This window comes from Paraburkholderia sp. BL9I2N2 (assembly GCF_004339745.1).
In the GTDB taxonomy this organism is placed as follows: domain Bacteria; phylum Pseudomonadota; class Gammaproteobacteria; order Burkholderiales; family Burkholderiaceae; genus Paraburkholderia.
Genome location: NZ_SMGP01000001.1, coordinates 3,834,962 through 3,858,708 on the forward strand (window position 1 = coordinate 3,834,962; position 23,747 = coordinate 3,858,708).

A 23,747-nucleotide genomic window follows, 5' to 3' on the forward strand; every position below is an offset into this window, starting at 1 on the left:
GCGCGCGCACCGATGCGGCGCTCAGGCGAATACCGGCGGCACGAACAAGGCCTCGATGCCGGCGCACGCGTCTTCATCGATCCAGCGGCGGCGCAGCAGGCAATCCAGCGTGGCCAGGCTCGCGTCGACGGTCATCGCGCCCTCCTCGATCCAGCGCGCCGCTTCGTCGATGCGCGCGAGCCGGTGTTCACCCACTTCGCCGTCCTGATTGCGCGGCGCGAAATCGGCCGGCAGCGCGAGGTCGTAGATGAAAATCTGTTCGGCCTGCGTGCCTTCCGGCAACGATTGCAGCACATGCGCGGTGCGGCCCGCCACAGAGCGCGCGGCGATCTCCTCGGGAATGCCGGCTTCTTCCCAGCATTCCTTGATGATCGTTGCCTCGACGCCGAAGCCCCAGCCGATGCCGCCCGCCACGACATTGTCGAGCATGCCCGGGTCGGTCGCCTTGGTGTCGCTGCGGCGCGCGATCCACAATTGCGGGGCGCTATCCTCGTATTCTACGACGCCGTTCAGATGCACCGCGTAGGTCATCGTGCCGAAGAAGCGCGACGCCGCGCGTTCGATATACGCAAGCGGCGGCGCGTCGAACGCATTACGGATCGCGTAGGTCTCGTTGCGCCAGCCCGGAATGCGGCCATCGGCGGCAAGTGCGCCGATCACGGAACCGAGCGCCGCGCTGCGTAAATCCACGGTATTGAACGTGGACGCGAGCGTCACACGGGCGCGGTCGATCGCGAACACATCGGGCCAGCGCGCGAGCAGCGGCACATCGCTCGTCCGGATCCAGCCGACTTGTTCGGCATCGATCCAGAACGGCACATGCGCCTGCACGTCGAAGCGGCGCGCGGCGGTGATGCAAGGCAAAGTCATTTAAAGCTCCAAGCTAACTGTCTGCGGTCGCTGCCGATGAGCGCCGAGCGTCTTATCGACCCAATCCAATCAATCACGCAACGCGACGCGAATCCCGATTGCGATGAACGTGGCACCGGCCAGGCGATCAAGCCACACGCCCACGCGCGGCCGGCGCTTCAGCCAACCGCCGATCATCCCCGCGCACACGCCGAACAGCGAAAACACCACCACCGTCTGCAGCATGAACAGCACGCCGAGTTCGAGCATTTGCAGCGTGACGCCTTGCGTGCCGTGCGGCTGCACGAACTGCGGCAGGAATACGACGAAGAACAACGTCACCTTCGGATTCAGCAGATTGCCGAGCACGCTCTGGCGAAACACCGCCATCAACGGCTGCGGCGCGCGTTCGTGCGCGGTCGCGAGACCCTGGCTGCGCAGTGCCTTGATGCCGATCCAGATCAGATACGCGGCGCCGGCAAGTTTGATGACTTCAAAGGCAACCGGCGAGGAGCGCAGCAACGCGGCCACGCCGAGCGCGGCCAACGTCGTGTGAAACGTGATGCCGGCTGCAAAACCGAGCGCAGCGACGAGCCCCGCCGCGCGGCCCTGCGAGATACCGCGCGCGAGCACTTGCAGATTGTCCGGGCCGGGCGCCATGGTGATAGCAATCGAGGTGGCGAGAAACAGCAGGAAGTTGGGCATCGTTCTTACCTTCTTGTGACCGGAAAGTAGTTCATAGCGGCTTGGCTGCGACTGATCAGTGACCGTCGAATCCCGTCACCGTATAGAGTGCGAGGCCGCCCTCGCGCAGCAGCTTCGAGCCGCCTAGTTCGGGCAGATCGATGATCGCCGCGCCTTCCACCACGACCGCGCCGAGGCGCTCGAGCAGAATCTTGCCCGCCATCATCGTGCCGCCCGTCGCAATCAGATCGTCGATGATCACGACGCGGTCACCCGGCTTGCAGGCATCCTCATGAATTTCGACGGTCGCGGTGCCGTATTCGAGCTCATACGATTGCGAGACCCGCTTGTAGGGCAGCTTGCCCGCCTTGCGGATCGGAATGAAGCCGAGGTTCAGCTCGTACGCGAGAATCGGCCCGATGATGAAACCGCGCGCGTCCAGCCCGGCAATGTAGTCGAGCTTGGCGTCGATATACCGTTGCACGAACAGATCGATCAGCACGCGCAGCGACTTCGGCTCCTGCAGGAGCGGCGTGATGTCGCGGAACTGCACGCCCGGCTGCGGCCAGTCGGGTACCGTGCGAATGTGGTTTTTGATGTAATCGGCCGCATCGAGCGGCGCGCTCGCAAGCGCGTTGGACATGATGTCTCCGGATGGACCTCGACAGGTCCGATGAAAAACTCAACTAGCGGCGCCCCGGCAGGCGAAGCTTGCCACGAGCAGGCGTCAGGCCGCGGCGGCGCCGGCGCGCCGGTGCTTCGAGAGCCGTTCCTCGGCCTCCGCCAACTGTTCGGGCAGACCGCGCAGCACTACGATGTCGCTCGCGCGCAGCTTGGTGGACGGGTCCGGCTCCACGCCGCGAATGCCGTGCCGGCGAATCGCCGTCACTTCGACACCCAGATCGAACAGACCGAGTTCCGCGAGGGTACGGCCCACCGCGTCCGCGCTTTCGTCGACCGGCACCGATTGTAGCCGCACCTGTTCGTGGCCGTCGTCGTCATCCACGTCGTCGGCGCCGTGGAAATAGCCGCGTAGAAGGGCGTAGCGTTCATCGCGCATTTCCTCGACCCGGCGCACCACACGCCGCATCGGCACGCCCATCACCACGAGCGTGTGCGAGGCGAGCATCAGACTGCCTTCGACGATTTCCGGAATCACCTCGGTCGCGCCCGCGGCCAGCAGCTTTTCCAGATCGGCGTCGTCGACGGTACGAACGATCACCGGCAGCGTCGGTTCCAGTTCGTGAATGTTGTGCAGCACGCGCAATGCCGACGGCGTATTCGCATACGTGATCGCAATCGTGGCCGCGCGATGGATACCGGCGGCGAGCAGCGATTCGCGCCGCCCTGCATCGCCGAACACGACCGATTCGCCCGCCGCCGCAGCTGCCGCGACACGATCGGGATCCAGGTCGAGCGCGACATACGACAAGCCCTCGTGCTCCAGCATGCGCGCCAGGTTCTGTCCTGCACGACCGTAACCGCAAATGATCACGTGGCCGCTTTGCTTGAGACTCTGCGTGGCGATACGCGTCATCTGCAACGACTGCATCATCCATTCAGTCGAGGACAGCCGCAGCACGATCCGGTCCGCGTTCTGGATCATGAACGGCGCGGCCAGCATCGACAGCAGCATGGCCGCGAGAATCGCCTGCAGCATGGTGGCGTCGACGAGATGCTTGTCGAGAATCAGATTCAGCAGCACGAAGCCAAACTCGCCCGCTTGCGCGAGGCCGATACCGGTGCGCATCGCGACGCCCGGCGACGCACCGAACAGCCGCGAAAGGCCCGTCACCATGACCGCCTTCAGCAGAATCGGCCCGATCAGAAAGCCGAGCACGATCAGCGGATGCTCCCAGATCACCCGCGGATTGAGCAGCATGCCGGTGGTGATGAAGAAGAGCCCGAGCAGCACGTCGCGAAACGGCTTGATGTCCTCTTCCACCTGATGCCGGTACGGCGTCTCGGCGATCAACATACCGGCGATGAACGCGCCGAGCGCGAGCGACAAACCGAACTTGTCCGTGATGAACGCGCAACCCAGCGTCACCAGCAACAGATTGAGAATGAACAGTTCCTGCGAGCGGCGGCGTGCCACCACGTTGAACCAGCGTGTCATGAAGCGCTGGCCCACGATCAGGAGCAGCGACAGAGCCACGACGATCTTGATGGCCGCCACGCCGAGCGCGCTGACGAGATCTTCGGAGTTGCCGCCCAGCGCAGCGATGACGATGAGCAGCGGCACCACCGCCAGATCCTGAAACAGCAGCACGCCGAAGATATTGCGGCCATGCTCGGTCTCGATCTCGAGCCGCTCCGCCAGCATCTTGCTGACGATCGCCGTCGACGACATGGCGAGCGCGCCGCCCAGCGCCACGCTCGCTTGCCACCTGATGTGCACCCAGCGCTCCAGCACGAAGCCGAGCGTGACCGCCACTGCGATGGTGCCGATCACCTGCAACAGGCCGAGGCCGAACACGAGCCGGCGCATGGAGCGCAGCTTGGCGAGCGAAAACTCCAGCCCGATCGAAAACATCAGGAACACTACGCCGAACTCGGCGAGGTTCTGCGCGCCCGCCGAGTCGGGAATCAGACCGAACGCATGCGGACCGACGACGATGCCCACCGTCAGATAGCCGAGCATCGGCGGAAGATTCAGAAAGCGAAAGACCACCACGCCCGCTACCGATGCCAGCAGCAGGAACAGCGTCATTTCGAGGGGGGAAATCATCGGCAAAAACGCATCGGCAAAGCGTCCTCGTTCGTCAGCGGAACCGCGCACGCGAAACGCCGTGCGACAAGGTTGAGGGGCCGGTAAAGGCAGCGATAGAGGCAGCGGCTTGGCACAGCAGGCCCGGCGCGGCGAACAAGCGCCTTTGCTATACTTCGCGAATGATAGCGAAAATCAATGGCGACCGGGCACTCGCGCTCGCTCGCGACGTGCTCGACATCGAAGCGGACGCCGTGCGCGCGCTTCGCGATCAACTCGACGATGGTTTCGTCGGGGCGGTCGACTTCATCCTGGGTTGCCGTGGGCGCGTGGTCGTTTCCGGCATCGGCAAATCCGGCCATGTGGCTCGCAAGCTCGCGGCCACGCTCGCCAGCACCGGCACGCCGGCGTTCTTCGTGCATCCCGCGGAAGCCAGTCATGGCGACCTCGGCATGGTCACCGCCGACGACGTGTTCCTCGCGCTGTCCAATTCCGGTGAAACCGAAGAACTCGTGGCGATCCTGCCGCTCATCAAGCGGCTCGGCGCGAAGCTGATCGCCATGACGGGCCGTCCGTCTTCGAGTCTCGCACAACTGGCCGACGTGCACCTGAATTCCGGTGTGTCGAAAGAAGCCTGCCCGATGAATCTTGCGCCGACCGCCAGCACCACCGCCGCGCTCGCGCTCGGCGACGCGCTCGCGGTCGCGGTGCTCGACGCGCGTGGCTTCGGCCGCGACGACTTCGCGCGCTCGCATCCGGGCGGCGCGCTCGGCCGGCGCCTGCTCACTTATGTACGCGACGTGATGCGCACCGGCGACCAGGTTCCGAAGGTCACGCCCGACGCCACCGTGCGCGACGCGCTGTTCCAGTTGACCGCCAAGCGCATGGGCATGACCGCAATCGTCGATCACGACGACCGCGTGACCGGCATCTTCACCGACGGCGACCTGCGCCGCGTGCTCGAACGCGACGGCGATTTCCGCGAACTGTCGATCGCCTCGGTCATGACCGCCGGCCCGCGCACCATCGGTCCGGATCAACTCGCGGTCGAAGCCGTGGAACTGATGGAGCGCTACCGCATCAATCAGATGCTGGTCGTCGACGAAGCAGGCAAGCTGATCGGCGCACTCAACATGCACGACCTGTTCTCGAAGAAGGTGATCTGATGGCAATCGCTCCTCCCACCGCGACCGAACGCGCAAGCCGCGTCAAGCTGATGATTTTCGACGTCGACGGCGTGTTGACCGACGGCGGTCTGCTGTTCACGGCGGAAGGCGACACGATGAAGGGCTTCAATTCGATGGACGGCCACGGCATGAAGCTGCTGCGCCAGGCCGGCATCGAAACGGCGATCATCACCGGGCGCAAGTCGGGCATCGTGGCGGCGCGGGCGAAGGAAATGAACATCACGCACGTCTATCAGGGCGTGCAGGACAAACCTCAGGCGTTCGCGGACCTGTTGCAGCAAACCGGCATGACGGCCGAAGAGTGCGGCTACATGGGCGACGACTGGGTCGATCTCGGCGTGATGCTGAAAGTCGGCTTCGCGGCGGCGCCGGCCAATTCACATCCTGAAGTGATTGCGCGGGCCCACTGGGTCAGCGAGGCGCGCGGCGGCCACGGCGCGGCGCGCGAAGTCTGCGACACCCTGCTGCGCGCGCAGCACAAGTACGAGGCGCTGCTCGCGGCCGCCTGTAGCGGCGAACAGCGGGGCCTCGTCGGATGAATCAGTTTCGCCTGACTTCACTGATTCCGTTGGTCGCCATGGCGGCGCTCGCCGGTATCACATGGTGGCTGCTGCAAGCCACCCTGCCCCGGCAGAACGAAGGCGTGGTGCGTCCCAAGGAGCACACGCCGGACTACTTCGCCGACAACTTCTCGGTTTCCGAACTCGATCAGTCGGGCTCCACGCAATACCGGCTGACCGCCCAGTCGCTGATCCATTACGAAGACGACGAACTGAGCGACCTGGTCAAACCGGCCATGCGCGCGTTCCAGCCCGGCAAGCCGATCGTCACCGCAACCGGCGACACCGGCAAGGTGAACGGCGACGCGTCGATCGTCGATCTGTACGACAACGCGCGCATCGTGCGGGCGCCCGGCTACGGAGATCCGCAGATGCAGGCGGATTCGCAGCATTTTAGGGTGCTGGTCAACGACGATGTGATCGAGACAGAAAAGCCGGTTAAACTTCAGCGCGGCATGTCGGTGATGACTGCCAGCGGCATGAACTACAACAACGTCACCCGGGTGATGCAGCTGTTCGGCAACGTGAAAGGCAACATCGCCCCGTCCGAAGCAGGCGGCAGCTCGCCCAAGCAACCCGGGTAATCCATTCCAGGCGTGACTGCATGAACGAATCGTTCCCCCGTTTTGATACCGGCCGCACGCGCACCCTGTCCGCGTGCCGCGCCGGACTCGCTGCGCTGATCGTCGCGTTGCCGCTCGCCGGCTTCGCGCCGCTTGCGCACGCCGATCGTGCCGACAAGGACAAGCCGCTGAACATCGAAGCGGACAACATGACTTACGACGACCTCAAGCAGGTCAACATCTTTACCGGCCATGTGGTCGCCACCAAAGGCACGATCGTGATCAAGGCCGACCGTGTCGAAGTGACGCAAGACCCCCAAGGCTATCAGTACGCCACCGGCACCTCGAGCGGCGGCAATCTGTCGTATTTCCGCCAGAAACGCGAAGGGCTCGACGAATACATCGAAGGCACGGCCATCCGGATCGACTACGACGGCAAGCAGGATCTGACCACGCTCACCACCAACGCCACCGTGAAGCGCCTGCAAGGCCTCTCCACGGTGATGGACCAGGTGCACGGCAGCGTCATTACGTATGACGGCCAGAACGACTTCTACACCGCGAAGGCAGGCAAGGACGTCGCCGGCCCGGGCAACCCGACTGGCCGCGTGCGCGCCATGCTGTCGCCGCGCAACGGCGGCGCCGCGCCGCTGAACGGCGCATCGGCCACGCTCGCGCCGTCCACGACGATTCCCGGAGCGCCGAACCAGTGAGCACCTCAGCGTCCCTCCCCAATCGCAAGCCGGCCGGCACCAGCAGTTCGCTGGCGGTGCGCAACCTGAAAAAGCGTTACGGTTCGCGCACGGTCGTCAAAGACGTGTCGCTCGACGTGAAGAGCGGCGAAGTGGTCGGTCTGCTCGGCCCCAACGGCGCGGGCAAGACCACCTCGTTCTATATGATCGTCGGCCTCGTGCCGCTCGACGCGGGTGAAATCGACCTGGACGGCAAGTCGATCAGCCTGCTGCCGATCCACAAGCGCGCTTCACTGGGTTTGTCGTATCTGCCACAGGAAGCTTCGGTGTTCCGCAAGCTCAGCGTCGAAGAAAACATTCGTGCGGTACTGGAATTGCAGCACGAAGACAACGGCAAGCGGCTCAGCAAGGACACCATCACGAGCCGCACGGAAGCCCTGCTCGACGAACTGCAGATTGCGCATTTGCGCGAAAACCCGGCGCTGTCGCTGTCGGGCGGCGAGCGCCGCCGGGTTGAAATCGCCCGGGCGTTGGCCACTAATCCGAGCTTTATTCTGCTCGACGAACCGTTCGCCGGCGTCGATCCGATCGCCGTGCTGGAAATTCAGAAGATCGTTAAATTTCTGAAGCAGCGCAATATCGGCGTGCTGATCACCGATCACAACGTGCGTGAAACGCTCGGCATCTGCGATCACGCCTACATCATCAGCGACGGCAGCGTGCTGGCCGCCGGCGCGCCGAGCGAAATCATCGAAAACGAAAGCGTGCGGCGCGTCTATCTGGGCGAGCATTTCCGCATGTAAGCGCATGAGGGATTACCGGCAGTGCGAGCGCGCACCCGCCGGCCCCTATGCGGCAAGCGCACACCCGGTTTTTTGACCTGGGCCGTCTCGCGCCCATCGCCGCCTAAAACAGGCGCACGCGTAATTGCGAATGTCGCAAGGTATCGCGGTCGTGGCAAACTCTCTACAATGAATCTCAACTTGCCATGAAAGCCAGCCTCCAACTCCGCCTATCGCAGCATCTTGCGCTGACGCCGCAACTGCAGCAGTCCATCCGGCTGCTTCAGTTGTCTACGCTCGAATTGCAGCAGGAAGTCGCAATGGCGATCTCGCAAAATCCGCTCCTCGAAAACGAGGACGACTGGATCGCGAGCCCGTTGCGCGTGGCGGCCGACGGCTCGCTGATCGCCCAGGCGCCCAATTCTTCCGCGCCGCCCGACCAGATGGGCGGCAATACGTCGTCCTCGTCCAGCAGCAGCAACGAGCGCGCCGAGAACGGCGAGCCGCAGGGCGTGGACGAATACAACGGCATGGCCGGCGACGGTAACGGCGACGCGTCGCAATGGAATCTCGACGATTACGGCCGCTCGGGCAACGCCTCCGACGACGACGACCTGCCGCCGCTGCAAATCCACGAATCGAGCACCTCGCTGCGCGACCACCTGATGGCGCAATTGCGCGTTACCCAGGCGGGCCAGCGCGACCGGGCGCTGATCACCTTCCTGATCGAATCGCTCGACGACGACGGCTACCTGGCCGCCACGCTCGAAGAAGTGCTGGCCGATCTGCCCGAAGAGCTCGAAGTCGACCTCGACGAAATGAACGCCGCGCTGGCGCTGCTGCATAGCTTCGACCCGGCCGGGGTCGGCGCGCGCTCCGCGTCGGAATGTCTCAAGCTGCAATTGTTGCGGCTCGACGGATCGCCTACGCGCACGCTCGCCCTCGACATCGTCGCCCACCATCTGGAACTGCTCGCAGCGCGCGATTTCACGCGTCTGCGCAAGCATCTGAAGGCCAACGACGACGATCTGCGCGATGCGCATGTGCTGATCCGCTCGCTCGAACCGTTTCCGGGCGCCGCCTACGGCAAGGCCGAAGCGGACTACGTCGTGCCGGACATCATGGTGCGCAAAACGGCACAGGGCTGGCAGGCCGAACTGAACCCGGAAGTGGTGCCGAAGCTACGGATTAACCATCTGTACGCGAATATTCTGCGCAATAACCGGGGCGATCCGGGCAGTGGTTCGTTGCGCCAGCAACTGCAGGAAGCGCGCTGGCTGATCAAAAATATCCAGCAACGCTTCGAGACGATTCTGCGCGTGGCGCAGGCAATTGTGGAACGCCAGAAGAGCTTTTTTGTCCACGGCGAAATTGCCATGCGCCCCTTGGTTTTGCGGGAAATTGCTGATACGCTGGGCCTACACGAGTCAACTGTCTCGCGTGTGACAACCGGTAAATACATGCTGACCCCATTCGGGACGCTTGAATTTAAGTACTTCTTCGGATCACACGTTTCGACTGACACGGGCGGCGCGGCGTCTTCAACGGCGATCCGTGCGCTCATCAAGCAACTGATAGGAGCGGAAAACCCGAAATCTCCTCTTTCAGACAGCCGCATAGCCGAACTGCTGGCGGAACAGGGCTTCGTGGTCGCACGGCGTACCGTTGCGAAGTATCGCGAAGCGCTCAAGATCCCGGCAGTCAACCTGCGCAAGTCTCTGTAGCCCGTCGCCTTCCGTGGCGGGCATTTACCGGCCGCTCCGCAGTTGGCGGAAAGGCCGGCCGATGCGACCTGCCAGAAGTCAGTCACCGGGGGGCGACTCAGGCAAGCCGACAGATCGACCGGACCTTCGTCATCGTGCGGACCAAGCGGCCATTAGCTTGGAGAAGCACTATGAATCTGCAGATCAGTGGACACCACCTCGAAGTAACGCCTGCGTTGCGCGAATACGTGATCACCAAACTGGATAGGGTGCTAAGACATTTCGATCAGGTAATCGACGGCAGTGTGGTCCTCTCGGTCGACAACCACAAGGAAAAGGAAAAGCGTCAAAAGGTTGAAATCAACCTGCATCTCAAGGGCAAGGACATCTTTGTCGAGAGCTGTGACAGCGACCTGTACGCTGCGATCGATCTGATGATCGACAAGCTTGACCGGCAAGTCATCCGCCATAAGGACCGCCTGCAAGGCCATGCGCATGAGGCGATCAAGTATCAACCGGCGCCGCAACTAGATGTGCCGCCGCAATAGGGGAAATTAGAGGGTTTTCTTCGATAGACCTTCGTTTTCTCTTACCAGCGAAACCGCCCGGACCCGGGCGGTTTTTTGTTTCCGGTCGCTGGTTTTCGCGCGGCGTCGCAGCAAGTGCCGGCGCTTCAAATGAACTCAATACGCATTGATGGCGCGCCGCACCATCCGTGGCTACCCTGTTCTATAATGTTCCGGTTACCATCGGGGTCAGGTAAGCTCAAGCGGAAATCGGTCGACCGGAGTCCTGCGCTTTCGGACTCCAACGCACGTCGCCGCGAGCATCAAACGAATGGAACGCCACTCAAACGCCCCAGCGAGGAGAACCCAGGCCACGTTTCCGCCTGTCAACATGAATCGTTTAGCCAAATTTCTTCCCCTCGAGAACGTCGTCGTCGGACTATCGGTCACCAGCAAGAAACGCGTGTTCGAGCAAGCGGGCCTGATCTTCGAGAACCAGAACGGCATCGCCCGTAGCACGGTCACTGACAATCTGTTCGCGCGCGAGCGCCTCGGATCGACTGGCCTTGGTGAAGGCGTGGCGATTCCGCATGGCCGGATCAAAGGCTTGAAGCAACCGCTCGCCGCGTTCGTCCGTCTTGCCGAACCCATCCCCTTCGAATCGCCCGACGGTCAGCCGGTCTCGCTGCTCATCTTCCTGCTCGTGCCCGAACAGGCCACTCAACAGCACCTCGAAATCCTTTCGGAAATCGCCCAGTTGCTGTCCGATCGCGAAGCCCGCGAGCGCCTGCATACGGAAGAAGACCGCGAATCATTGCATCGCCTGCTCACTCAGTGGCAACCTTGATGCATCGGCGGTTATCCGCACGCCGGTGATCCGCCCACGTGCGGATACAGTCTGGCAAGGTAAGCGGCCCGCGCTAGCGCGGCCGTTGCTTTGCCCGGCAAGCGGCCCACACTGGAGTCACTGACTCATGGATACGTCCAGCATCAACGCCCAAAGCATTTTCGACGACAACGCCGCCATGCTGAAGCTCAGCTGGCTGACGGGGCATGAAGGCTGGGAGCGCGGCTTTTCTTCGGAATCGGTCGCCAATGCCACGTCGAGCGCCGACCTCGTCGGCCACTTGAACCTGATCCACCCGAACCGGATCCAGGTGCTCGGCGACGCCGAAATCGACTACTACAAACGCCAAACCGACGAAGACCGCTCGCGCCACATGGCCGAGCTGATCGCGTTGGAACCGCCGTTTCTGGTGGTGGCGGGCGGCGTCGCCGCGCCGCCGGAACTGGTCCTGCGCTGCACGCGCTCGTCCACACCGCTATTCACCACGCCGATGTCCGCCGCCGCGGTGATCGACAGCCTGCGCCTCTACATGTCGCGCATTCTGGCGCCGCGCGCCACGCTGCACGGCGTGTTTCTCGACATCCTCGGCATGGGCGTGCTGCTCACCGGCGACTCGGGCCTCGGCAAGAGTGAACTCGGGCTGGAACTGATCAGCCGCGGCCACGGCCTAGTCGCCGACGACGCGGTGGATTTCGTGCGCCTCGGTCCTGACTTCGTCGAAGGGCGTTGTCCGCCGCTGCTGCAAAACCTGCTGGAAGTGCGCGGCCTCGGCCTGCTCGATATCAAGACGATTTTCGGTGAAACCGCGGTGCGCCGGAAAATGAAGCTCAAGCTGATCGTGCAACTGGTCCGCCGTCCCGATGGCGAATTCCAGCGGCTGCCGCTGGAAAGCCAGACCGTCGACGTGCTCGGCCTGCCGATCAGTAAGGTCACGATTCAGGTGGCTGCCGGCCGAAATCTCGCCGTGCTGGTCGAAGCCGCCGTGCGCAATACGATCCTGCAACTGCGCGGCATCGACACGCTGCGCGACTTCATGGATCGCCAGCGCCTGGCGATGCAAGACCCCGACAGCCAGTTCCCCGGCAAGCTGATCTGAGCCGCAAGACAATGCGGTGCCCGCAGCCGGCGGCAGGCCGCGGGTACACGCACGGAGACCAGATGCTATGATGAAATGTACGGTTTTGACGACTCCATGCGCATAATCCTGATCACCGGTATATCCGGCTCCGGCAAATCAGTTGCCCTGAACGCGCTTGAAGACGCAGGCTATTACTGCGTCGACAATCTGCCGCCGCGTTTCCTGCCGCAACTGGCCTCCTATCTCGCCGAGGACGGGCAAGACCGTCTCGCGGTCGCTATCGACGCGCGCTCGAGCGCCTCGCTCGACGAAATGCCCGCCATGATCCGCGACCTGTCGCGCGCCCACGACGTGCGTGTGCTGTTCCTGAACGCGAGCACGCAGTCGCTGATTCAACGCTTCTCCGAAACGCGCCGCCGCCATCCGCTCTCCGGTTCCACTTCGCACGACGCCGACGTCGGCCTGCTCACCTCGCTCGCCGAAGCGATCGAACGCGAACGTGAACTCGTGGCGGGTCTGGCCGAATTCGGCCATCAGATCGACACGAGCAATCTGCGCGCGAACGTGCTGCGCGCATGGGTCAAACGTTTCATCGAGCAGAAAGATTCGGGACTCGTGCTGATGTTCGAGTCGTTCGGTTTCAAGCGCGGTGTGCCGCTCGACGCGGATTTCGTGTTCGACGTCCGCACCTTGCCGAACCCGTACTACGATCATGAATTGCGGCCGCTCACGGGCCTCGACAAACCGGTGATCGATTTTCTCGATGCACTGCCGGTCGTACATGAAATGATCGACGACATCGAGAACTTTCTCGCCAAGTGGCTCCCGCATTTCCGCGACGACAACCGCAGTTATCTGACCGTCGCGATCGGTTGCACGGGAGGCCAGCACCGTTCAGTGTTCATTGCGGAGACGCTCGCCGCGCGTCTCGCATCGTCGGCGAATGTCATTGTGCGGCACCGCGATGCGCCGGTCGAAGCCGGCGAATCATCGAAGTTAGTGGCTTAACCGGCCGCATCGCGCGGCCTCAACTCGAAGCGTTGCGCCATGTCTTCTTCTACTGTGCTTGCCGATGTGCCGCTGTTTCCGCTGCATACGGTGCTGTTTCCCGATGGACTGCTGCCGCTGAAGATTTTCGAAGCGCGCTACCTCGACATGGCGCGCGACTGTCTGCGCGAAAAAACGCCGTTCGGCGTGTGCCTGCTGAAAAGCGGTGCGGAAGTGGCGCGCGAGGAAGAGCCTTCGGTGCCCGAAGCAATCGGCTGTCTCGCTGAAATCGACGAGTGCGATGTCGAAGCCTTCGGCATGCTGCTGATTCGCGCACGCGGCACGCGGCGTTTTCGTCTGCTGTCGCATCGCGTCGAGTCGAGTGGTTTGCTGGTCGGCATGGCGGAGCCGCTCGGCGAGGATATGCCGCTCGAAGGCAACGAGCAACTGGCCAAGTTCGGCGCATGCGCGGAGGTGCTCGAACGGATCATCGCGACGATCCGCGAGCGCGATCCGGAAAGCCTGCCGTTCGCGGAACCGTTCAGGCTCGAAGATCCGTCATGGGTGTCGAACCGTCTTGCCGAAGTGCTGCCGATTGCGCTGCGTGCTCGCCAGAAACTGATGGAGTTGCTGGACGCCGGCGCGCGGATCGACGTGGTTCATCGCTACATGCAGCAGCATCAGCTGCTGTGACGGCGGCCGCGTGGCCGCCGGATTGATCAGATCAGCGAGCCCTGCAAACTCTCCAGCAGCTTGCGCACCGGCGCGGGCACACCGAACGAATCGAGATCGCTGAGCGCGACCCACGCCGTGTCGGCGTCGCCCAGCGCAGCCAAGGCGCCCACGCCTCGATCCAGCTCCGCGAGCCGCGGCTCGATGTCCAGTTTGAAATGCGTGAACACATGCGTGAGCGGCGCAAGCGGCGAGACCGCACCGTCGCCACCGAAGGCGCGCGCGCGGTCGGCGAGCGCGGCTTCATCGGCGGCTTCGGGCAAGCTCCACAAGCCGCCCCAGATACCGGACGGCGGGCGCTTCTCCAGCATCACCGCGTTGCCGTCGCGCAGCACCAGCATCCACGTACGGCGCGTCGGCACGGTCTTCTTCGGACGCGCCGTGGGAAGCAACCGCTGGCGTCCGGTCACGTTGGCGACGCAGTCGGCGGCGAACGGGCAGCGCAGGCAGTCGGGCTTGCCGCGCACGCACAGCGTCGCGCCGAGATCCATCAAGCCTTGTGTGTACGCGCTGACTTCGGCGTCCGATGCGTTCGACGGAAGCAGCGACTCCGCCAGCGTCCACATCGCGTTTTCGACTTTCTTTTCGCCCGGGAAACCTTCCACGCCGAACACGCGCGCCAGCACGCGCTTTACGTTGCCGTCGAGAATCGTCGCGCGCGCGCCGAACGCGAAAGACGCGATCGCCGCCGCCGTCGAACGGCCGATGCCCGGCAGCTCCGCCAGCTCCTCGACCGATGCCGGGAACGCGCCGCCATGCTGCTCGACCACGACTTGCGCGCAGCGATGCAGATTGCGGGCACGCGTGTAGTAGCCAAGGCCGGCCCACAACGCCATCACGTCGTCAGACGGCGCGGCGGCGAGCGCGGCAACAGTCGGAAAACGCGCGAGAAATTTCGCGTAATACGGAATCACCGTCGACACCTGCGTCTGCTGCAGCATGATTTCCGACAACCAGATGCGGTACGGATCGCGCGTGTTCTGCCACGGCAAATCATGCCGGCCATGCTGACGCTGCCACGCGATCAGACGCGTGGAAAAATCAGACATGACCGGAAAAGCAGGCGCTCGAGGCGCGGCGGACGGGGTTGAACGGGGAGTTAAGCGAGAAGGCATTGGGGATTTAGCGCTGACAGGTGGGACAGAAATACGTTGAACGCTGCCCCTGCACGATCTGTTTGATCGGCGTTCCACACACACGGCATGGCAGCCCGGCGCGATCATAGACGAAATAGTCGAGCTGGAAGTAACCGCTTTCGCCATTGCTGCCGACGAAATCGCGCAACGTGCTGCCGCCCTTCTCGATGGCGGCGGCGAGCGTCACGCGCACGGCGTCCGCCAGCAACTCGTAGCGCACGAGCGAGACGCGCCCCGCCGCGGTGGTCGGCCGGATGCCGGCGCGAAACAGGCTCTCCGACGCGTAGATATTGCCCACGCCGACCACGATTTCACCGGCCAGCAGCGCCTGCTTCACCGAGACTTTGCGCCCGCGCGTGAGCCGGTGCATCAGCGCGCCGGAGAACGCGGGCGAAAACGGTTCGACGCCGAGGCTCGCGAGCAAGGGGTGCTCGAGCACGTCGCCGGCTTCGCGCGGGTGCCACAGCACCGCGCCGAAGCGCCGCGGGTCGCGATAGCGCAAAATGAACTCGTCGAAAATCCAGTCGATGTGATCGTGTTTCGCCGCGGCCGGCGGATGCGGCACATGGCGCAGCACCCGTAGCGTCCCAGTCATGCCAAGATGCACGATGAACCAGCCCGCGTCGATCTCGAACAATAGATATTTGCCGCGCCGCTCGACCTTGCGCACGACGTGCCCGCGCAAGGTTTTCGCAAGGTCGGCCGGAATCGGCCAGCGCAATGCGGGCGTGCGCACATCGACGCGTTCAACCTTGCGCCCGGACACATACGGTTCGATTCCCCGTCGGGTAACCTCAACTTCTGGCAACTCTGGCATGTCTAACTGGTCTGCAACTTGCGTGAGTGGTTGTGCGCGTATTGTAGCGAGCGCGTTACAATCGTCCGAAACATTGAACGGATTTCCATGAACTTGTCCTTCGTGAAGCTGTTTTTGAAGCGCCCGGCTAGCGCATTCCGCGTACCTCACGCCGTGTCCGCTCGCCGGATGCTCGGTGCGGCGGCGCTCGCCGTCTGGGCGCTGGCTGCCGTGCCCGCCCACGCGCAGGACCCATCGCCGGACTCGGATGACACTTCGGTCACCCTGCCGGATCCGCTCGGCCCGGCCTCGGCGGAAGACCAGAAGTCGCTGCCCGGCGTGCCGCTGACGAGCCAGATCGTATTCCAGGTGCTCGCCGCCGAAGTCGCGCTGCAGCGCGACCAGCCGGCGCCCGCCTATCAGACCTACCTCGCCCTCGCGCGCGACACGCATGATCCCCGCATGGCGCAGCGCGCCACCGAGATCGCGCTGGCCGCGCAGAGCCCGTCGGACGCTTTGACCGCCGCGCAATTGTGGCAGCAGTATGCGCCCAACTCGGAACGCGCCGCGCAACTCGACGCGTCGTTGCTCGTGCTGTCCGGCAAACCTGACGAAGCTTCGCCGATCCTCGCCCGCGAACTCGCACGGGTGCCCGCCGACAATCGCGGCAGCGCGATTCTGGCACTGCAACTGCTGCTGTCGCGCGGCCCGAACCGGATCGGCGGCCTGCACGTGCTGCAGGATCTGCTCAAGAACGACATGAACCGGCCCGAAGCGCAACTGGCGATCGCACGCCAGCAGCTCGTGTCGGACGACGCGCCGGGCGCGCGCAAGTCGCTCGAACAGGCGCTCACGCTCAAGCCCGACTATTTGCCGGCGGCGCTGATGCTGTCGCAAATGGGCCCTGAAGAGCGCAAGGAAGGCATCGCCTCGCTCGAAAAGTACGTGCAGCAGAATCCGAAATCGCATGACGCGCGTCTCGCGCTCGCGCAGATGTATCTCGCGAGCGACCGTCTGGACGACGCGCAGAAGCAGTTCGAGATCATGCATAAGAACAACGCGAACGAACTGACGCCGCTCATGGCGCTCGCGTTGATCAAGATCCAGCAGAAGAATTTCAACGACGCGCAAACGTACCTGACTCAGTACGCCCAGCAAGCGGAAAAAACGCCGGGCGCCGATCCGGGCCAGGCGTATATCTACCTTGCGCAGTTGTCGCTCGAACAGAAGAACGAAGCGGCTGCGAGCGATTGGCTGAACAAGATCTCGCCGTCGAGCCAGCAATATGTGCCGGCGCAGATCACGCGTGCGCAATTGCTCGCCAAGCAGGGCAAGACCGATGACGCGCGCAAGCTGCTGGCTAACCTGCCCGCGTCGGACCCGCGCGACCAGGCGCTGATCGCCCGCACCGACGCGGCGATCCTGTTCGACGCGAAGCGCTACCCGGAGGCGGAAACACGTCTGCAGCAAGCCACCGCGCAATTCCCCGACGACCCCGATCTGACCTACGACTACGCGATGTCCGCTGAAAAAACCGGCCATTACGACGTCATGGAAGCGCAGTTGCGCAAGCTGATCCAGACGCAGCCCGACAATCCGCAAGCGTACAACGCGCTAGGCTACTCGCTGGCTGATCGCAATCAGCGCCTCGCCGAAGCGGACAAGCTGGTCGAGAAGGCATCCTCGTTGGCGCCGAACGACGCGTTCATCATGGACAGCGTCGGCTGGGTCAAATACCGGATGGGGGATACATCGGACGCGATCAAGCTGCTGCGCAAAGCGTACGACATGCAGCCGAACGCCGAAATCGGCGCGCACCTCGGCGAAGTGCTGTGGAAAACCGGCAATCAGGATCAGGCACGCGCTGCTTTCCGCGATGCGCGCAAGCTCGAACCGGACAACGACACGCTTGTCAAAACGCTCCAACGTCTTCAGGTGAACGATCTTTGATGCGTCTTTCCCGTCTGATTTTCTTTCCCCGGGCGCCGCGTGGCGCGGCGCTCGGGTTCGCAGCGGCAGCGGTCGTCGTATTGGCCGGTTGTGCGTCAGTCAAACCGCAGGGTCCGTCCACGTCGAATGCCGCGACTTCCGTCACCGCGCAAACGAGCCGTGCTTACCAGGGCCGCTTCGCGGTCCAGTACAACGATCAGAACGGCCAGCAGCGCAACGCTTACGGCAACTTCACGTGGCAGGAAACCGGCGATACCGTGACCCTGCAGTTGCGCAATCCGCTCGGCCAGACGCTGGCGGTGGTGACTTCGTCACCGGCTTCGGCCACGCTGGAACTGCCGAATCGCCAGCCGCTCACCGCGGATAACGTCTCCACGTTAATGCAGAATGCGCTCGGCTTCGCGCTGCCGGTCGAAGGGCTGCGCTATTGGCTGCAACCGTCGCCGGCGCCCACCTCGCGCGCCAAGACCGAGAAGGATCCGGAGCAACCGTCGCGGCTGAAGCAAATCACGCAGGACGGCTGGACGATCGACTATCTGGCTTATGCCGACGCGCCGGCCACCGGCGTGAAGCGCATCAACCTGACCCGCTCGGATCCACCGCTCGACATCAAGCTCGTGCTGGACCAGTAACCCGCGCCGCTTCACGCACTTTTTCGCGCGCGACCTTGCCGCTTCTTCTGCGCTATGTGGCGCATGTAGCCTCGACTCATGATTGAAACGACCGATTCGCTGCGTGATTGCCTCGCGCCAGCGAAACTCAACCTCTTCCTGCACATTACCGGCCGTCGGCCGGATGGCTATCACACGCTGCAAACGGTCTTCCAGTTGCTCGACTGGGGCGACACGCTGCACTTCACGCGACGCAACGACGGCCTCATCACGCGCAGCACCGAGATCGCCGACGTGCCGCCGGAACATGACCTGACCGTGCGCGCCGCGACGCTGCTCAAAACGCATACGGGCTCGCCTGAAGGCGTCGATATCGAAATCGACAAGCGTCTGCCGATGGGCGCGGGCCTCGGCGGCGGCAGCTCCGATGCAGCGACGACACTGCTCGCACTGAACCGTCTGTGGAAGCTCAACTTGCCGCGCCTCGAATTGCAGGCGCTGGCATTGAAACTCGGCGCGGATGTGCCATTTTTTGTGTTTGGAAAAAATGCGTTCGCGCAGGGTGTCGGAGAAGCACTAGACGTTGTACAATTGCCGCCGCGCCATTTCCTAGTAGTGACGCCGAGGGTTCATGTTCCGACTGCAGCGATTTTTTCTGAAAAAGCGTTGACAAGAGATTCAAAACCCCTCACAATTACGGACTTTCCTGCAGAACTTAGCTGCAACACTGAATGGCCAGAAAGTTTCGGCCGGAATGACATGCAGCAGGTTGTCGTAGGGAAATACGCGGAAGTAGCGCAAGTGTTGCGATGGTTTGAAAACATCGCGCCAGCGCGGATGTCTGGATCAGGTGCAAGTGTTTTTGCAGCGTTCCGTAGTAAAGCTGAAGCAGAAGCGGTGCAAGCCAAACTGCCAGCCGAATGGAACAGCGCAGTGGCCGCAAGTCTCGATCAGCATCCACTCTTTACTTTCGCGTCATAAGTTTTGCTTCGTCGAACGAAACTCCACGTTCGACGAAGCTCAGAGTTAGTGTAGGGGAGTCGCCAAGCTGGTTAAGGCACCGGATTTTGATTCCGGCATGCAAAGGTTCGAATCCTTTCTCCCCTGCCAAAATTTCTCGCATTTCCCTCGCCCCCAGCCTGAAGTAGGTGCACGATGAGCAGCCATGACGGCCTGATGGTTTTTACTGGCAACGCAAATCCCGCGCTTGCACAGGAAGTCGTCAAAATCCTCGGTATTCCCCTCGGCAAAGCAATGGTTAGCCGTTTCTCGGACGGTGAAATCCAGGTCGAGATTCAGGAAAACGTGCGTGGCAAGGATGTCTTCGTCCTGCAGTCCACGTGCGCACCGGCGAACGACAATCTGATGGAACTGATGATCATGGTCGATGCGCTCAAGCGCGCATCCGCCGGCCGGATCACAGCAGCCATCCCCTACTTCGGTTATGCCCGTCAAGATCGTCGCCCGCGTTCCGCGCGCGTCGCCATCTCGGCGAAGATCGTGGCGAACATGCTGGAAATCGCCGGCGTCGAGCGGATCATTACGATGGATCTGCACGCCGACCAGATTCAAGGCTTCTTCGACATTCCGGTCGACAACATCTACGCGACGCCCGTGCTGCTCGGCGATCTGCGCAAGCAGAACTACGAGAACCTGCTGGTCGTTTCGCCGGACGTCGGCGGCGTGGTGCGCGCCCGGGCATTGGCCAAGCAACTGAATTGCGATCTCGCGATCATCGACAAACGCCGCCCGAAGGCGAACGTTGCCGAAGTGATGAACATCATCGGTGAAGTCGAAGGCCGTACCTGCGTGATCATGGACGACATGGTCGACACCGCCGGCACGCTCTGCAAGGCAGCACAAGTTTTGAAGGAACGCGGCGCGAAGCAGGTGTTCGCTTACGCTACGCACCCGGTTCTGTCAGGTGGCGCAGGCGAGCGTATCGCCGCTTCCGCACTCGACGAACTCGTTGTGACGGACACGATCCCGCTCGGCGACGAAGCCCGCTCGTGCGCGAAGATCCGTTCTTTGACCAGCGCCGGCCTGCTTGCCGAAACGTTCTCGCGGATTCGCCGCGGCGATTCGGTGATGTCGCTGTTCGCTGAAAGTTAAGGATTTGCGAAGGCGCAGCGCGCCGCACCATGCGGTACGCTGCGCTTTTGCACAATCGGCATGAACGAACGAAGGTTCGTGCCGCAGCTCTGGGGCCTCAGCCATCTGGCTTGGAGGCCCCGTTTTTACTGCCTGGTCGCGGGCAGTGCATTGGAGATTCAAAATGAAAGTAGTCGCTTTCGAGCGTTCTTTGCAAGGTACGGGTGCGAGCCGCCGCCTGCGTAACTCGGGCAAGACCCCGGGCATCGTATATGGCGCTGGTGCTGAAACGCAATTGGTCGAACTGGACCACAACGCGCTGTGGCACGCGCTGAAGAAAGAAGTTTTCCACTCGTCGATCCTCGATCTGGAAGTGGCAGGCAAGTCGCAACAGGTTCTGCTGCGCGACGTGCAATACCACCCGTTCCGTCAGCTCGTGCTGCACGTGGACTTCCAACGTGTCGACGCGAAGAAGAAGCTGCACACCAAGGTGCCGCTGCACTTCATGAACCAGGAATCGAACCCGGCAGTGAAGCTGTCGAGCGCGGTGATCTCGCACGTTATCAACGAAATCGAAATCGAGTGCCTGCCGTCGGCACTGCCGGAATTCCTCGAAGTTGATCTGGCGACGATCGAAGCGGGTCACTCGGTTCACGCCAAGGACATCAAGCTGCCGGCAGGTGTGTCGCTGGTTGCTCACGTTGAAGCAGAAAACCCGGTGGTCGCAGCTGCAACGATCCCGGCTGGCGCAATCGCTGAAGGCGAAGCCGCCGCTGCTGAAGGCGAAGGCGAAACGCCGGCTGCTTAAGGGCGCCTCACGCGAAGAGCAAGAAATCCTCTCGATCCGTTTCAATGAAACGGTCGACGTGACCCGCCGAGGTTCGCCCGGCGGGTTTTTTTTCGGTTTTTTTCGGCTCGGCTGCGTTCGGCTGCTGAGCCAGATGGACCTACGCAATCATGATCAAGCTGATCGTCGGCCTCGGCAATCCGGGCGCCGAATACACCGCGACGCGCCACAACGCCGGCTTCTGGCTGGTCGATCAACTGGCGCGCGAAGCAGGCGCGACGCTGCGCGACGAGCGGCGTTTCCACGGTTTCTATGCCAAAGCACGGCTTCACGGCGAAGAAGTGCATCTGCTGGAACCGCAGACGTATATGAACCGTTCGGGCCAATCGGTCGTGGCAGTTGCGCAGTTCTTCAAGATTCTCCCCGACGAAATCCTGGTCGCGCACGACGAACTCGACATGCCGCCCGGCAGCGTCAAGCTGAAGCTCGGTGGCGGCAGCGGCGGCCACAACGGGCTCAAGGACATCACCGCGCATTTGTCGTCGCAACAGTATTGGCGGCTGCGGATTGGCATTGGCCATCCGCGAGACCTGATTCCCGAGAGTGCGCGCGCCGGCGCCAAGCCCGACGTCGCCAATTACGTGCTGAAGCCGCCGCGGCGCGAAGAGCAGGACGTGATCGATGCGTCGATCGAGCGCGGGCTCGCCGTCATGCCGCAAATCATCAAGGGCGAGTTGGAACGCGCGATGATGCAACTGCATCGCAATCCGTAGAATGCCCGCTGGAATCGGTATTCGCTGTACCCTCTTCGCGCAAGTATGTTGCATGGGACCGGACTAAGCGCTAAAGCGCTAACTCTGGTCGACCGCCTTGCATGGGACCGGACCAAGCGCTAAAGCGCTAACTCTGGTCGACCGCCTTGCATGGGACCGGACTAAGCGCTAAAGCGCTAACTCTGGTCGACCGCCTTGCATGGGACCGGACTAAGCGCTAAAGCGCTAACTCCGGTCGACCGCCTTGCATGGGACCGGACTAAGCGCTAAAGCGCTAACTCCGGTCGACACAGGAGAATCGCTTGAGCCGCTATTGGAGTGACATCGTTCACCGTCTGACGCCATATGTGCCGGGCGAACAGCCCGCGGTCGCGCATCCGGTGAAGCTGAATACCAACGAGAATCCGTATCCGCCGTCGCCGCGCGTACTCGAGGCGATCCGGCAGGAACTGGGCGACGCCGCCGAATCGCTGCGGCGTTATCCTGATCCGACCGCGCAAAAGCTCCGCGAAACGGTTGCCGCGTATCACGGCATCCGCGCTGAACAGGTGTTCGCGGGCAACGGCTCGGACGAAGTGCTCGCGCTCACGTTCCAGGCATTGCTCAAGCACGACAAACCGTTGCTGTTCCCGGACATCACCTACAGCTTCTACCCGACGTATGCGCGACTTTTTGAAGTCGACTACCGGACCATCCCGCTCGACGACAGCTTTGCGATCAACGTCGACGATTACGCGTCGCCGAATGGCGGCATCCTGTTTCCGAACCCGAACGCGCCGACCGGACGTCCGCTGCCGCTCGCCGATATCGAGCGCCTGGTGGCGAGCAACCCCGATTCCGTGGTGGTGATCGACGAGGCCTACGTGGATTTCGGCGCCGAATCGGCTATCAGTCTGATCGACCGCTATCCGAATCTGCTGGTCGTTCAGACTGTGTCGAAATCGCGTTCGCTGGCGGGAATGCGCATTGGCTTTGCGTTCGGCAACCCGGAATTGATCGGTGCGCTGAACCGAGTGAAGGACAGTTTCAACTCGTACCCGCTGGACCGCCTGGCGCAAGTCGCGGCCACGGCGGCATACGAAGACGACGCGTGGTTTCGCGACACCCGCGCCAAGGTCATTGCAAGCCGCGAGCGACTGGCCGCGGGGTTGACGGCGCTGGGCTTCGAGGTGGTGCCTTCGGCGGCGAATCTGCTGTTCGCTCGTCACGAAGGCTACGACGCCGCAACGCTCGTGCTGCGACTGAGGGAAAAGGAGATTTTCGTGCGCCATTTCAAGGCGCCGCGCATCGACCAGCATCTGCGCATCTCGGTCGGCACCGACGCCGAATGCGACATTCTGCTGGACGCATTGCGCGAGATCTTCAGCGCATACGTCGGATAGCACGGCGCAAAGCCTTGCCGCAAAAAAAACGGCGAGGCCAAAAGCCTCGCCGTTTTTTTAGACTCTGTACTTCACGCGCCCTTCGCAGCCTGCAGCGCGTGGTACTTTGCCATCAAGCCATCGGGCGTCTCCAGATGGTCCGGGTCGCGCGGAATGCACTCGACCGGACACACCTGAATACACTGCGGCTCGTCGAAATGCCCGACACACTCGGTACATTTCTTCGGGTCGATCACGTAGATTTCCGGGCCCATCGAAATTGCGTCGTTCGGGCACTCGGGCTCGCACACGTCGCAATTGATGCACTCGTCGGTAATCATCAAGGCCATACTTCTCTCACT

General features: G+C 62.7%; 25 protein-coding genes and 1 tRNA gene. 19 read left to right on the top strand and 7 right to left on the bottom strand.

The window, feature by feature from the left end; all coding sequences use genetic code 11:
* Positions 1-21: 21 nt before the first annotated feature.
* From B0G74_RS17580 to B0G74_RS17595, 4 genes are all read right to left on the bottom strand, one after another.
* Entirely contained in the window at positions 22-870 is an 849-nt protein-coding gene (locus tag B0G74_RS17580) for a DUF4743 domain-containing protein (RefSeq protein ID WP_132376109.1), read from the bottom strand.
* 69 nt (positions 871-939) lie between these two features.
* Positions 940-1,554: a LysE family translocator gene (locus tag B0G74_RS17585; RefSeq protein ID WP_132376110.1), complete on the bottom strand. Its 615-nt coding sequence runs from the start codon at positions 1,552-1,554 to the stop codon at positions 940-942.
* Between the two features lie 55 nt (positions 1,555-1,609).
* Positions 1,610-2,176 (bottom strand): adenine phosphoribosyltransferase, encoded by a 567-nt coding sequence (locus tag B0G74_RS17590; protein WP_132376111.1) that lies wholly within the window; start codon positions 2,174-2,176, stop codon positions 1,610-1,612.
* An 84-nt stretch (positions 2,177-2,260) separates the two neighbouring features.
* Positions 2,261-4,264, bottom strand: a complete 2,004-nt coding sequence (locus B0G74_RS17595) for a monovalent cation:proton antiporter family protein (protein WP_132376112.1) — start codon at positions 4,262-4,264, stop codon at positions 2,261-2,263.
* A gap of 161 nt (positions 4,265-4,425) precedes the next feature.
* Here B0G74_RS17595 and kdsD point away from each other — a divergent pair, with 161 nt between their 5' ends.
* The 11 genes from kdsD (at position 4,426) to B0G74_RS17650 (ending at position 13,841) form a co-directional block, all read left to right on the top strand.
* Positions 4,426-5,409 carry an arabinose 5-phosphate isomerase KdsD gene (gene kdsD, locus B0G74_RS17600; protein WP_132376113.1) on the top strand — a complete coding sequence of 328 codons (984 nt, stop codon included), beginning with the start codon at positions 4,426-4,428 and terminating at the stop codon, positions 5,407-5,409.
* A complete protein-coding gene (locus tag B0G74_RS17605) occupies positions 5,409-5,969 on the top strand; it encodes an HAD family hydrolase (protein WP_132376114.1) in 561 nt (186 codons plus the stop codon). The genes kdsD and B0G74_RS17605 overlap by 1 nt, the downstream gene beginning before the upstream one ends.
* On the top strand, positions 5,966-6,574 hold the full coding sequence (gene lptC, locus B0G74_RS17610; RefSeq protein ID WP_012431662.1) for an LPS export ABC transporter periplasmic protein LptC: 609 nt from the start codon (positions 5,966-5,968) through the stop codon (positions 6,572-6,574). Before B0G74_RS17605 ends, lptC begins: the two co-directional genes overlap by 4 nt.
* Positions 6,575-6,594: 20 nt before the next feature.
* Positions 6,595-7,266 carry a lipopolysaccharide transport periplasmic protein LptA gene (lptA, locus tag B0G74_RS17615; RefSeq protein WP_132376115.1) on the top strand — a complete coding sequence of 224 codons (672 nt, stop codon included), beginning with the start codon at positions 6,595-6,597 and terminating at the stop codon, positions 7,264-7,266.
* Positions 7,263-8,048: an LPS export ABC transporter ATP-binding protein gene (gene lptB, locus B0G74_RS17620; RefSeq protein WP_132376116.1), complete on the top strand. Its 786-nt coding sequence runs from the start codon at positions 7,263-7,265 to the stop codon at positions 8,046-8,048. Before lptA ends, lptB begins: the two co-directional genes overlap by 4 nt.
* 185 nt (positions 8,049-8,233) lie before the next feature.
* Positions 8,234-9,751 carry an RNA polymerase factor sigma-54 gene (locus B0G74_RS17625; protein ID WP_132376117.1) on the top strand — a complete coding sequence of 506 codons (1,518 nt, stop codon included), beginning with the start codon at positions 8,234-8,236 and terminating at the stop codon, positions 9,749-9,751.
* Positions 9,752-9,921: 170 nt separating this feature from the next.
* A complete protein-coding gene (gene raiA, locus B0G74_RS17630) occupies positions 9,922-10,278 on the top strand; it encodes a ribosome-associated translation inhibitor RaiA (RefSeq protein ID WP_106282113.1) in 357 nt (118 codons plus the stop codon).
* 289 nt (positions 10,279-10,567) lie between these two features.
* Entirely contained in the window at positions 10,568-11,083 is a 516-nt protein-coding gene (locus B0G74_RS17635) for a PTS sugar transporter subunit IIA (protein ID WP_132376118.1), read from the top strand.
* Positions 11,084-11,210: 127 nt separating this feature from the next.
* Positions 11,211-12,179, top strand: coding sequence for an HPr(Ser) kinase/phosphatase (gene hprK, locus B0G74_RS17640; protein ID WP_012431656.1), 969 nt, complete (start codon positions 11,211-11,213; stop codon positions 12,177-12,179).
* A gap of 96 nt (positions 12,180-12,275) precedes the next feature.
* Complete coding sequence (gene rapZ / locus B0G74_RS17645) at positions 12,276-13,169, top strand: RNase adapter RapZ (RefSeq protein ID WP_132376119.1); 894 nt, start codon at positions 12,276-12,278, stop codon at positions 13,167-13,169.
* Positions 13,170-13,208: 39 nt separating this feature from the next.
* Complete coding sequence (locus B0G74_RS17650) at positions 13,209-13,841, top strand: LON peptidase substrate-binding domain-containing protein (protein WP_132376120.1); 633 nt, start codon at positions 13,209-13,211, stop codon at positions 13,839-13,841.
* A 26-nt stretch (positions 13,842-13,867) separates the two neighbouring features.
* On the opposite strand, the gene mutY is transcribed toward B0G74_RS17650, so the two are convergent.
* The gene (gene mutY / locus B0G74_RS17655; protein WP_207915657.1) at positions 13,868-14,995 is read right to left on the bottom strand and encodes an A/G-specific adenine glycosylase; all 1,128 of its coding nucleotides are present in this window, start codon (positions 14,993-14,995) and stop codon (positions 13,868-13,870) included.
* A gap of 7 nt (positions 14,996-15,002) precedes the next feature.
* Complete coding sequence (gene mutM / locus B0G74_RS17660) at positions 15,003-15,833, bottom strand: bifunctional DNA-formamidopyrimidine glycosylase/DNA-(apurinic or apyrimidinic site) lyase (protein WP_012431652.1); 831 nt, start codon at positions 15,831-15,833, stop codon at positions 15,003-15,005.
* An 87-nt stretch (positions 15,834-15,920) separates the two neighbouring features.
* On the opposite strand from mutM, the gene B0G74_RS17665 reads away from it, so the two are divergent.
* The 8 genes from B0G74_RS17665 (at position 15,921) to hisC (ending at position 23,406) form a co-directional block, all read left to right on the top strand.
* The gene (locus B0G74_RS17665; RefSeq protein WP_132376122.1) at positions 15,921-17,762 is read left to right on the top strand and encodes a tetratricopeptide repeat protein; all 1,842 of its coding nucleotides are present in this window, start codon (positions 15,921-15,923) and stop codon (positions 17,760-17,762) included.
* Positions 17,762-18,394 (top strand): lipoprotein insertase outer membrane protein LolB, encoded by a 633-nt coding sequence (lolB, locus tag B0G74_RS17670; RefSeq protein ID WP_132376123.1) that lies wholly within the window; start codon positions 17,762-17,764, stop codon positions 18,392-18,394. The genes B0G74_RS17665 and lolB overlap by 1 nt, the downstream gene beginning before the upstream one ends.
* Positions 18,395-18,472: 78 nt before the next feature.
* Positions 18,473-19,354 carry a 4-(cytidine 5'-diphospho)-2-C-methyl-D-erythritol kinase gene (gene ispE / locus B0G74_RS17675; protein ID WP_132376124.1) on the top strand — a complete coding sequence of 294 codons (882 nt, stop codon included), beginning with the start codon at positions 18,473-18,475 and terminating at the stop codon, positions 19,352-19,354.
* A gap of 52 nt (positions 19,355-19,406) precedes the next feature.
* Positions 19,407-19,483: transfer RNA gene (locus tag B0G74_RS17680), tRNA-Gln, on the top strand.
* 45 nt (positions 19,484-19,528) lie between these two features.
* A complete protein-coding gene (locus B0G74_RS17685; RefSeq protein ID WP_025597839.1) occupies positions 19,529-20,485 on the top strand; it encodes a ribose-phosphate pyrophosphokinase in 957 nt (318 codons plus the stop codon).
* A gap of 163 nt (positions 20,486-20,648) precedes the next feature.
* Positions 20,649-21,272 (top strand): 50S ribosomal protein L25/general stress protein Ctc, encoded by a 624-nt coding sequence (locus B0G74_RS17690; protein WP_132376125.1) that lies wholly within the window; start codon positions 20,649-20,651, stop codon positions 21,270-21,272.
* Positions 21,273-21,421: 149 nt separating this feature from the next.
* Positions 21,422-22,024, top strand: coding sequence for an aminoacyl-tRNA hydrolase (gene pth / locus B0G74_RS17695; RefSeq protein WP_132376126.1), 603 nt, complete (start codon positions 21,422-21,424; stop codon positions 22,022-22,024).
* Positions 22,025-22,326: 302 nt separating this feature from the next.
* Positions 22,327-23,406 (top strand): histidinol-phosphate transaminase, encoded by a 1,080-nt coding sequence (gene hisC / locus B0G74_RS17700; RefSeq protein WP_132376127.1) that lies wholly within the window; start codon positions 22,327-22,329, stop codon positions 23,404-23,406.
* A gap of 71 nt (positions 23,407-23,477) precedes the next feature.
* On the opposite strand, the gene B0G74_RS17705 is transcribed toward hisC, so the two are convergent.
* A complete protein-coding gene (locus B0G74_RS17705; RefSeq protein WP_012431644.1) occupies positions 23,478-23,735 on the bottom strand; it encodes a YfhL family 4Fe-4S dicluster ferredoxin in 258 nt (85 codons plus the stop codon).
* Positions 23,736-23,747: the final 12 nt, after the last annotated feature.

Bases quoted from the DNA above. Each gene is read 5' to 3' on its own strand.
- B0G74_RS17585 (WP_132376110.1), bottom strand. From the start codon at position 1,554: ATGCCCAACTTCCTGCTGTTTCTCGCCACCTCGATTGCTATCACCATG.
- mutY (WP_207915657.1), bottom strand. From the start codon at position 14,995: ATGCCTTCTCGCTTAACTCCCCGTTCAACCCCGTCCGCCGCGCCTCGA.
- B0G74_RS17580 (WP_132376109.1), bottom strand. From the start codon at position 870: ATGACTTTGCCTTGCATCACCGCCGCGCGCCGCTTCGACGTGCAGGCG.
- B0G74_RS17595 (WP_132376112.1), bottom strand. From the start codon at position 4,264: ATGATTTCCCCCCTCGAAATGACGCTGTTCCTGCTGCTGGCATCGGTA.
- B0G74_RS17665 (WP_132376122.1), top strand. From the start codon at position 15,921: ATGAACTTGTCCTTCGTGAAGCTGTTTTTGAAGCGCCCGGCTAGCGCA.
- B0G74_RS17650 (WP_132376120.1), top strand. From the start codon at position 13,209: ATGTCTTCTTCTACTGTGCTTGCCGATGTGCCGCTGTTTCCGCTGCAT.
- B0G74_RS17605 (WP_132376114.1), top strand. From the start codon at position 5,409: ATGGCAATCGCTCCTCCCACCGCGACCGAACGCGCAAGCCGCGTCAAG.
- mutM (WP_012431652.1), bottom strand. From the start codon at position 15,833: ATGCCAGAGTTGCCAGAAGTTGAGGTTACCCGACGGGGAATCGAACCG.
- pth (WP_132376126.1), top strand. From the start codon at position 21,422: ATGATCAAGCTGATCGTCGGCCTCGGCAATCCGGGCGCCGAATACACC.
- B0G74_RS17685 (WP_025597839.1), top strand. From the start codon at position 19,529: ATGAGCAGCCATGACGGCCTGATGGTTTTTACTGGCAACGCAAATCCC.
- lolB (WP_132376123.1), top strand. From the start codon at position 17,762: ATGCGTCTTTCCCGTCTGATTTTCTTTCCCCGGGCGCCGCGTGGCGCG.
- B0G74_RS17635 (WP_132376118.1), top strand. From the start codon at position 10,568: ATGGAACGCCACTCAAACGCCCCAGCGAGGAGAACCCAGGCCACGTTT.
- lptC (WP_012431662.1), top strand. From the start codon at position 5,966: ATGAATCAGTTTCGCCTGACTTCACTGATTCCGTTGGTCGCCATGGCG.
- hprK (WP_012431656.1), top strand. From the start codon at position 11,211: ATGGATACGTCCAGCATCAACGCCCAAAGCATTTTCGACGACAACGCC.
- ispE (WP_132376124.1), top strand. From the start codon at position 18,473: ATGATTGAAACGACCGATTCGCTGCGTGATTGCCTCGCGCCAGCGAAA.
- raiA (WP_106282113.1), top strand. From the start codon at position 9,922: ATGAATCTGCAGATCAGTGGACACCACCTCGAAGTAACGCCTGCGTTG.
- kdsD (WP_132376113.1), top strand. From the start codon at position 4,426: ATGATAGCGAAAATCAATGGCGACCGGGCACTCGCGCTCGCTCGCGAC.
- B0G74_RS17590 (WP_132376111.1), bottom strand. From the start codon at position 2,176: ATGTCCAACGCGCTTGCGAGCGCGCCGCTCGATGCGGCCGATTACATC.
- lptA (WP_132376115.1), top strand. From the start codon at position 6,595: ATGAACGAATCGTTCCCCCGTTTTGATACCGGCCGCACGCGCACCCTG.
- B0G74_RS17625 (WP_132376117.1), top strand. From the start codon at position 8,234: ATGAAAGCCAGCCTCCAACTCCGCCTATCGCAGCATCTTGCGCTGACG.
- B0G74_RS17705 (WP_012431644.1), bottom strand. From the start codon at position 23,735: ATGGCCTTGATGATTACCGACGAGTGCATCAATTGCGACGTGTGCGAG.
- B0G74_RS17690 (WP_132376125.1), top strand. From the start codon at position 20,649: ATGAAAGTAGTCGCTTTCGAGCGTTCTTTGCAAGGTACGGGTGCGAGC.
- rapZ (WP_132376119.1), top strand. From the start codon at position 12,276: ATGCGCATAATCCTGATCACCGGTATATCCGGCTCCGGCAAATCAGTT.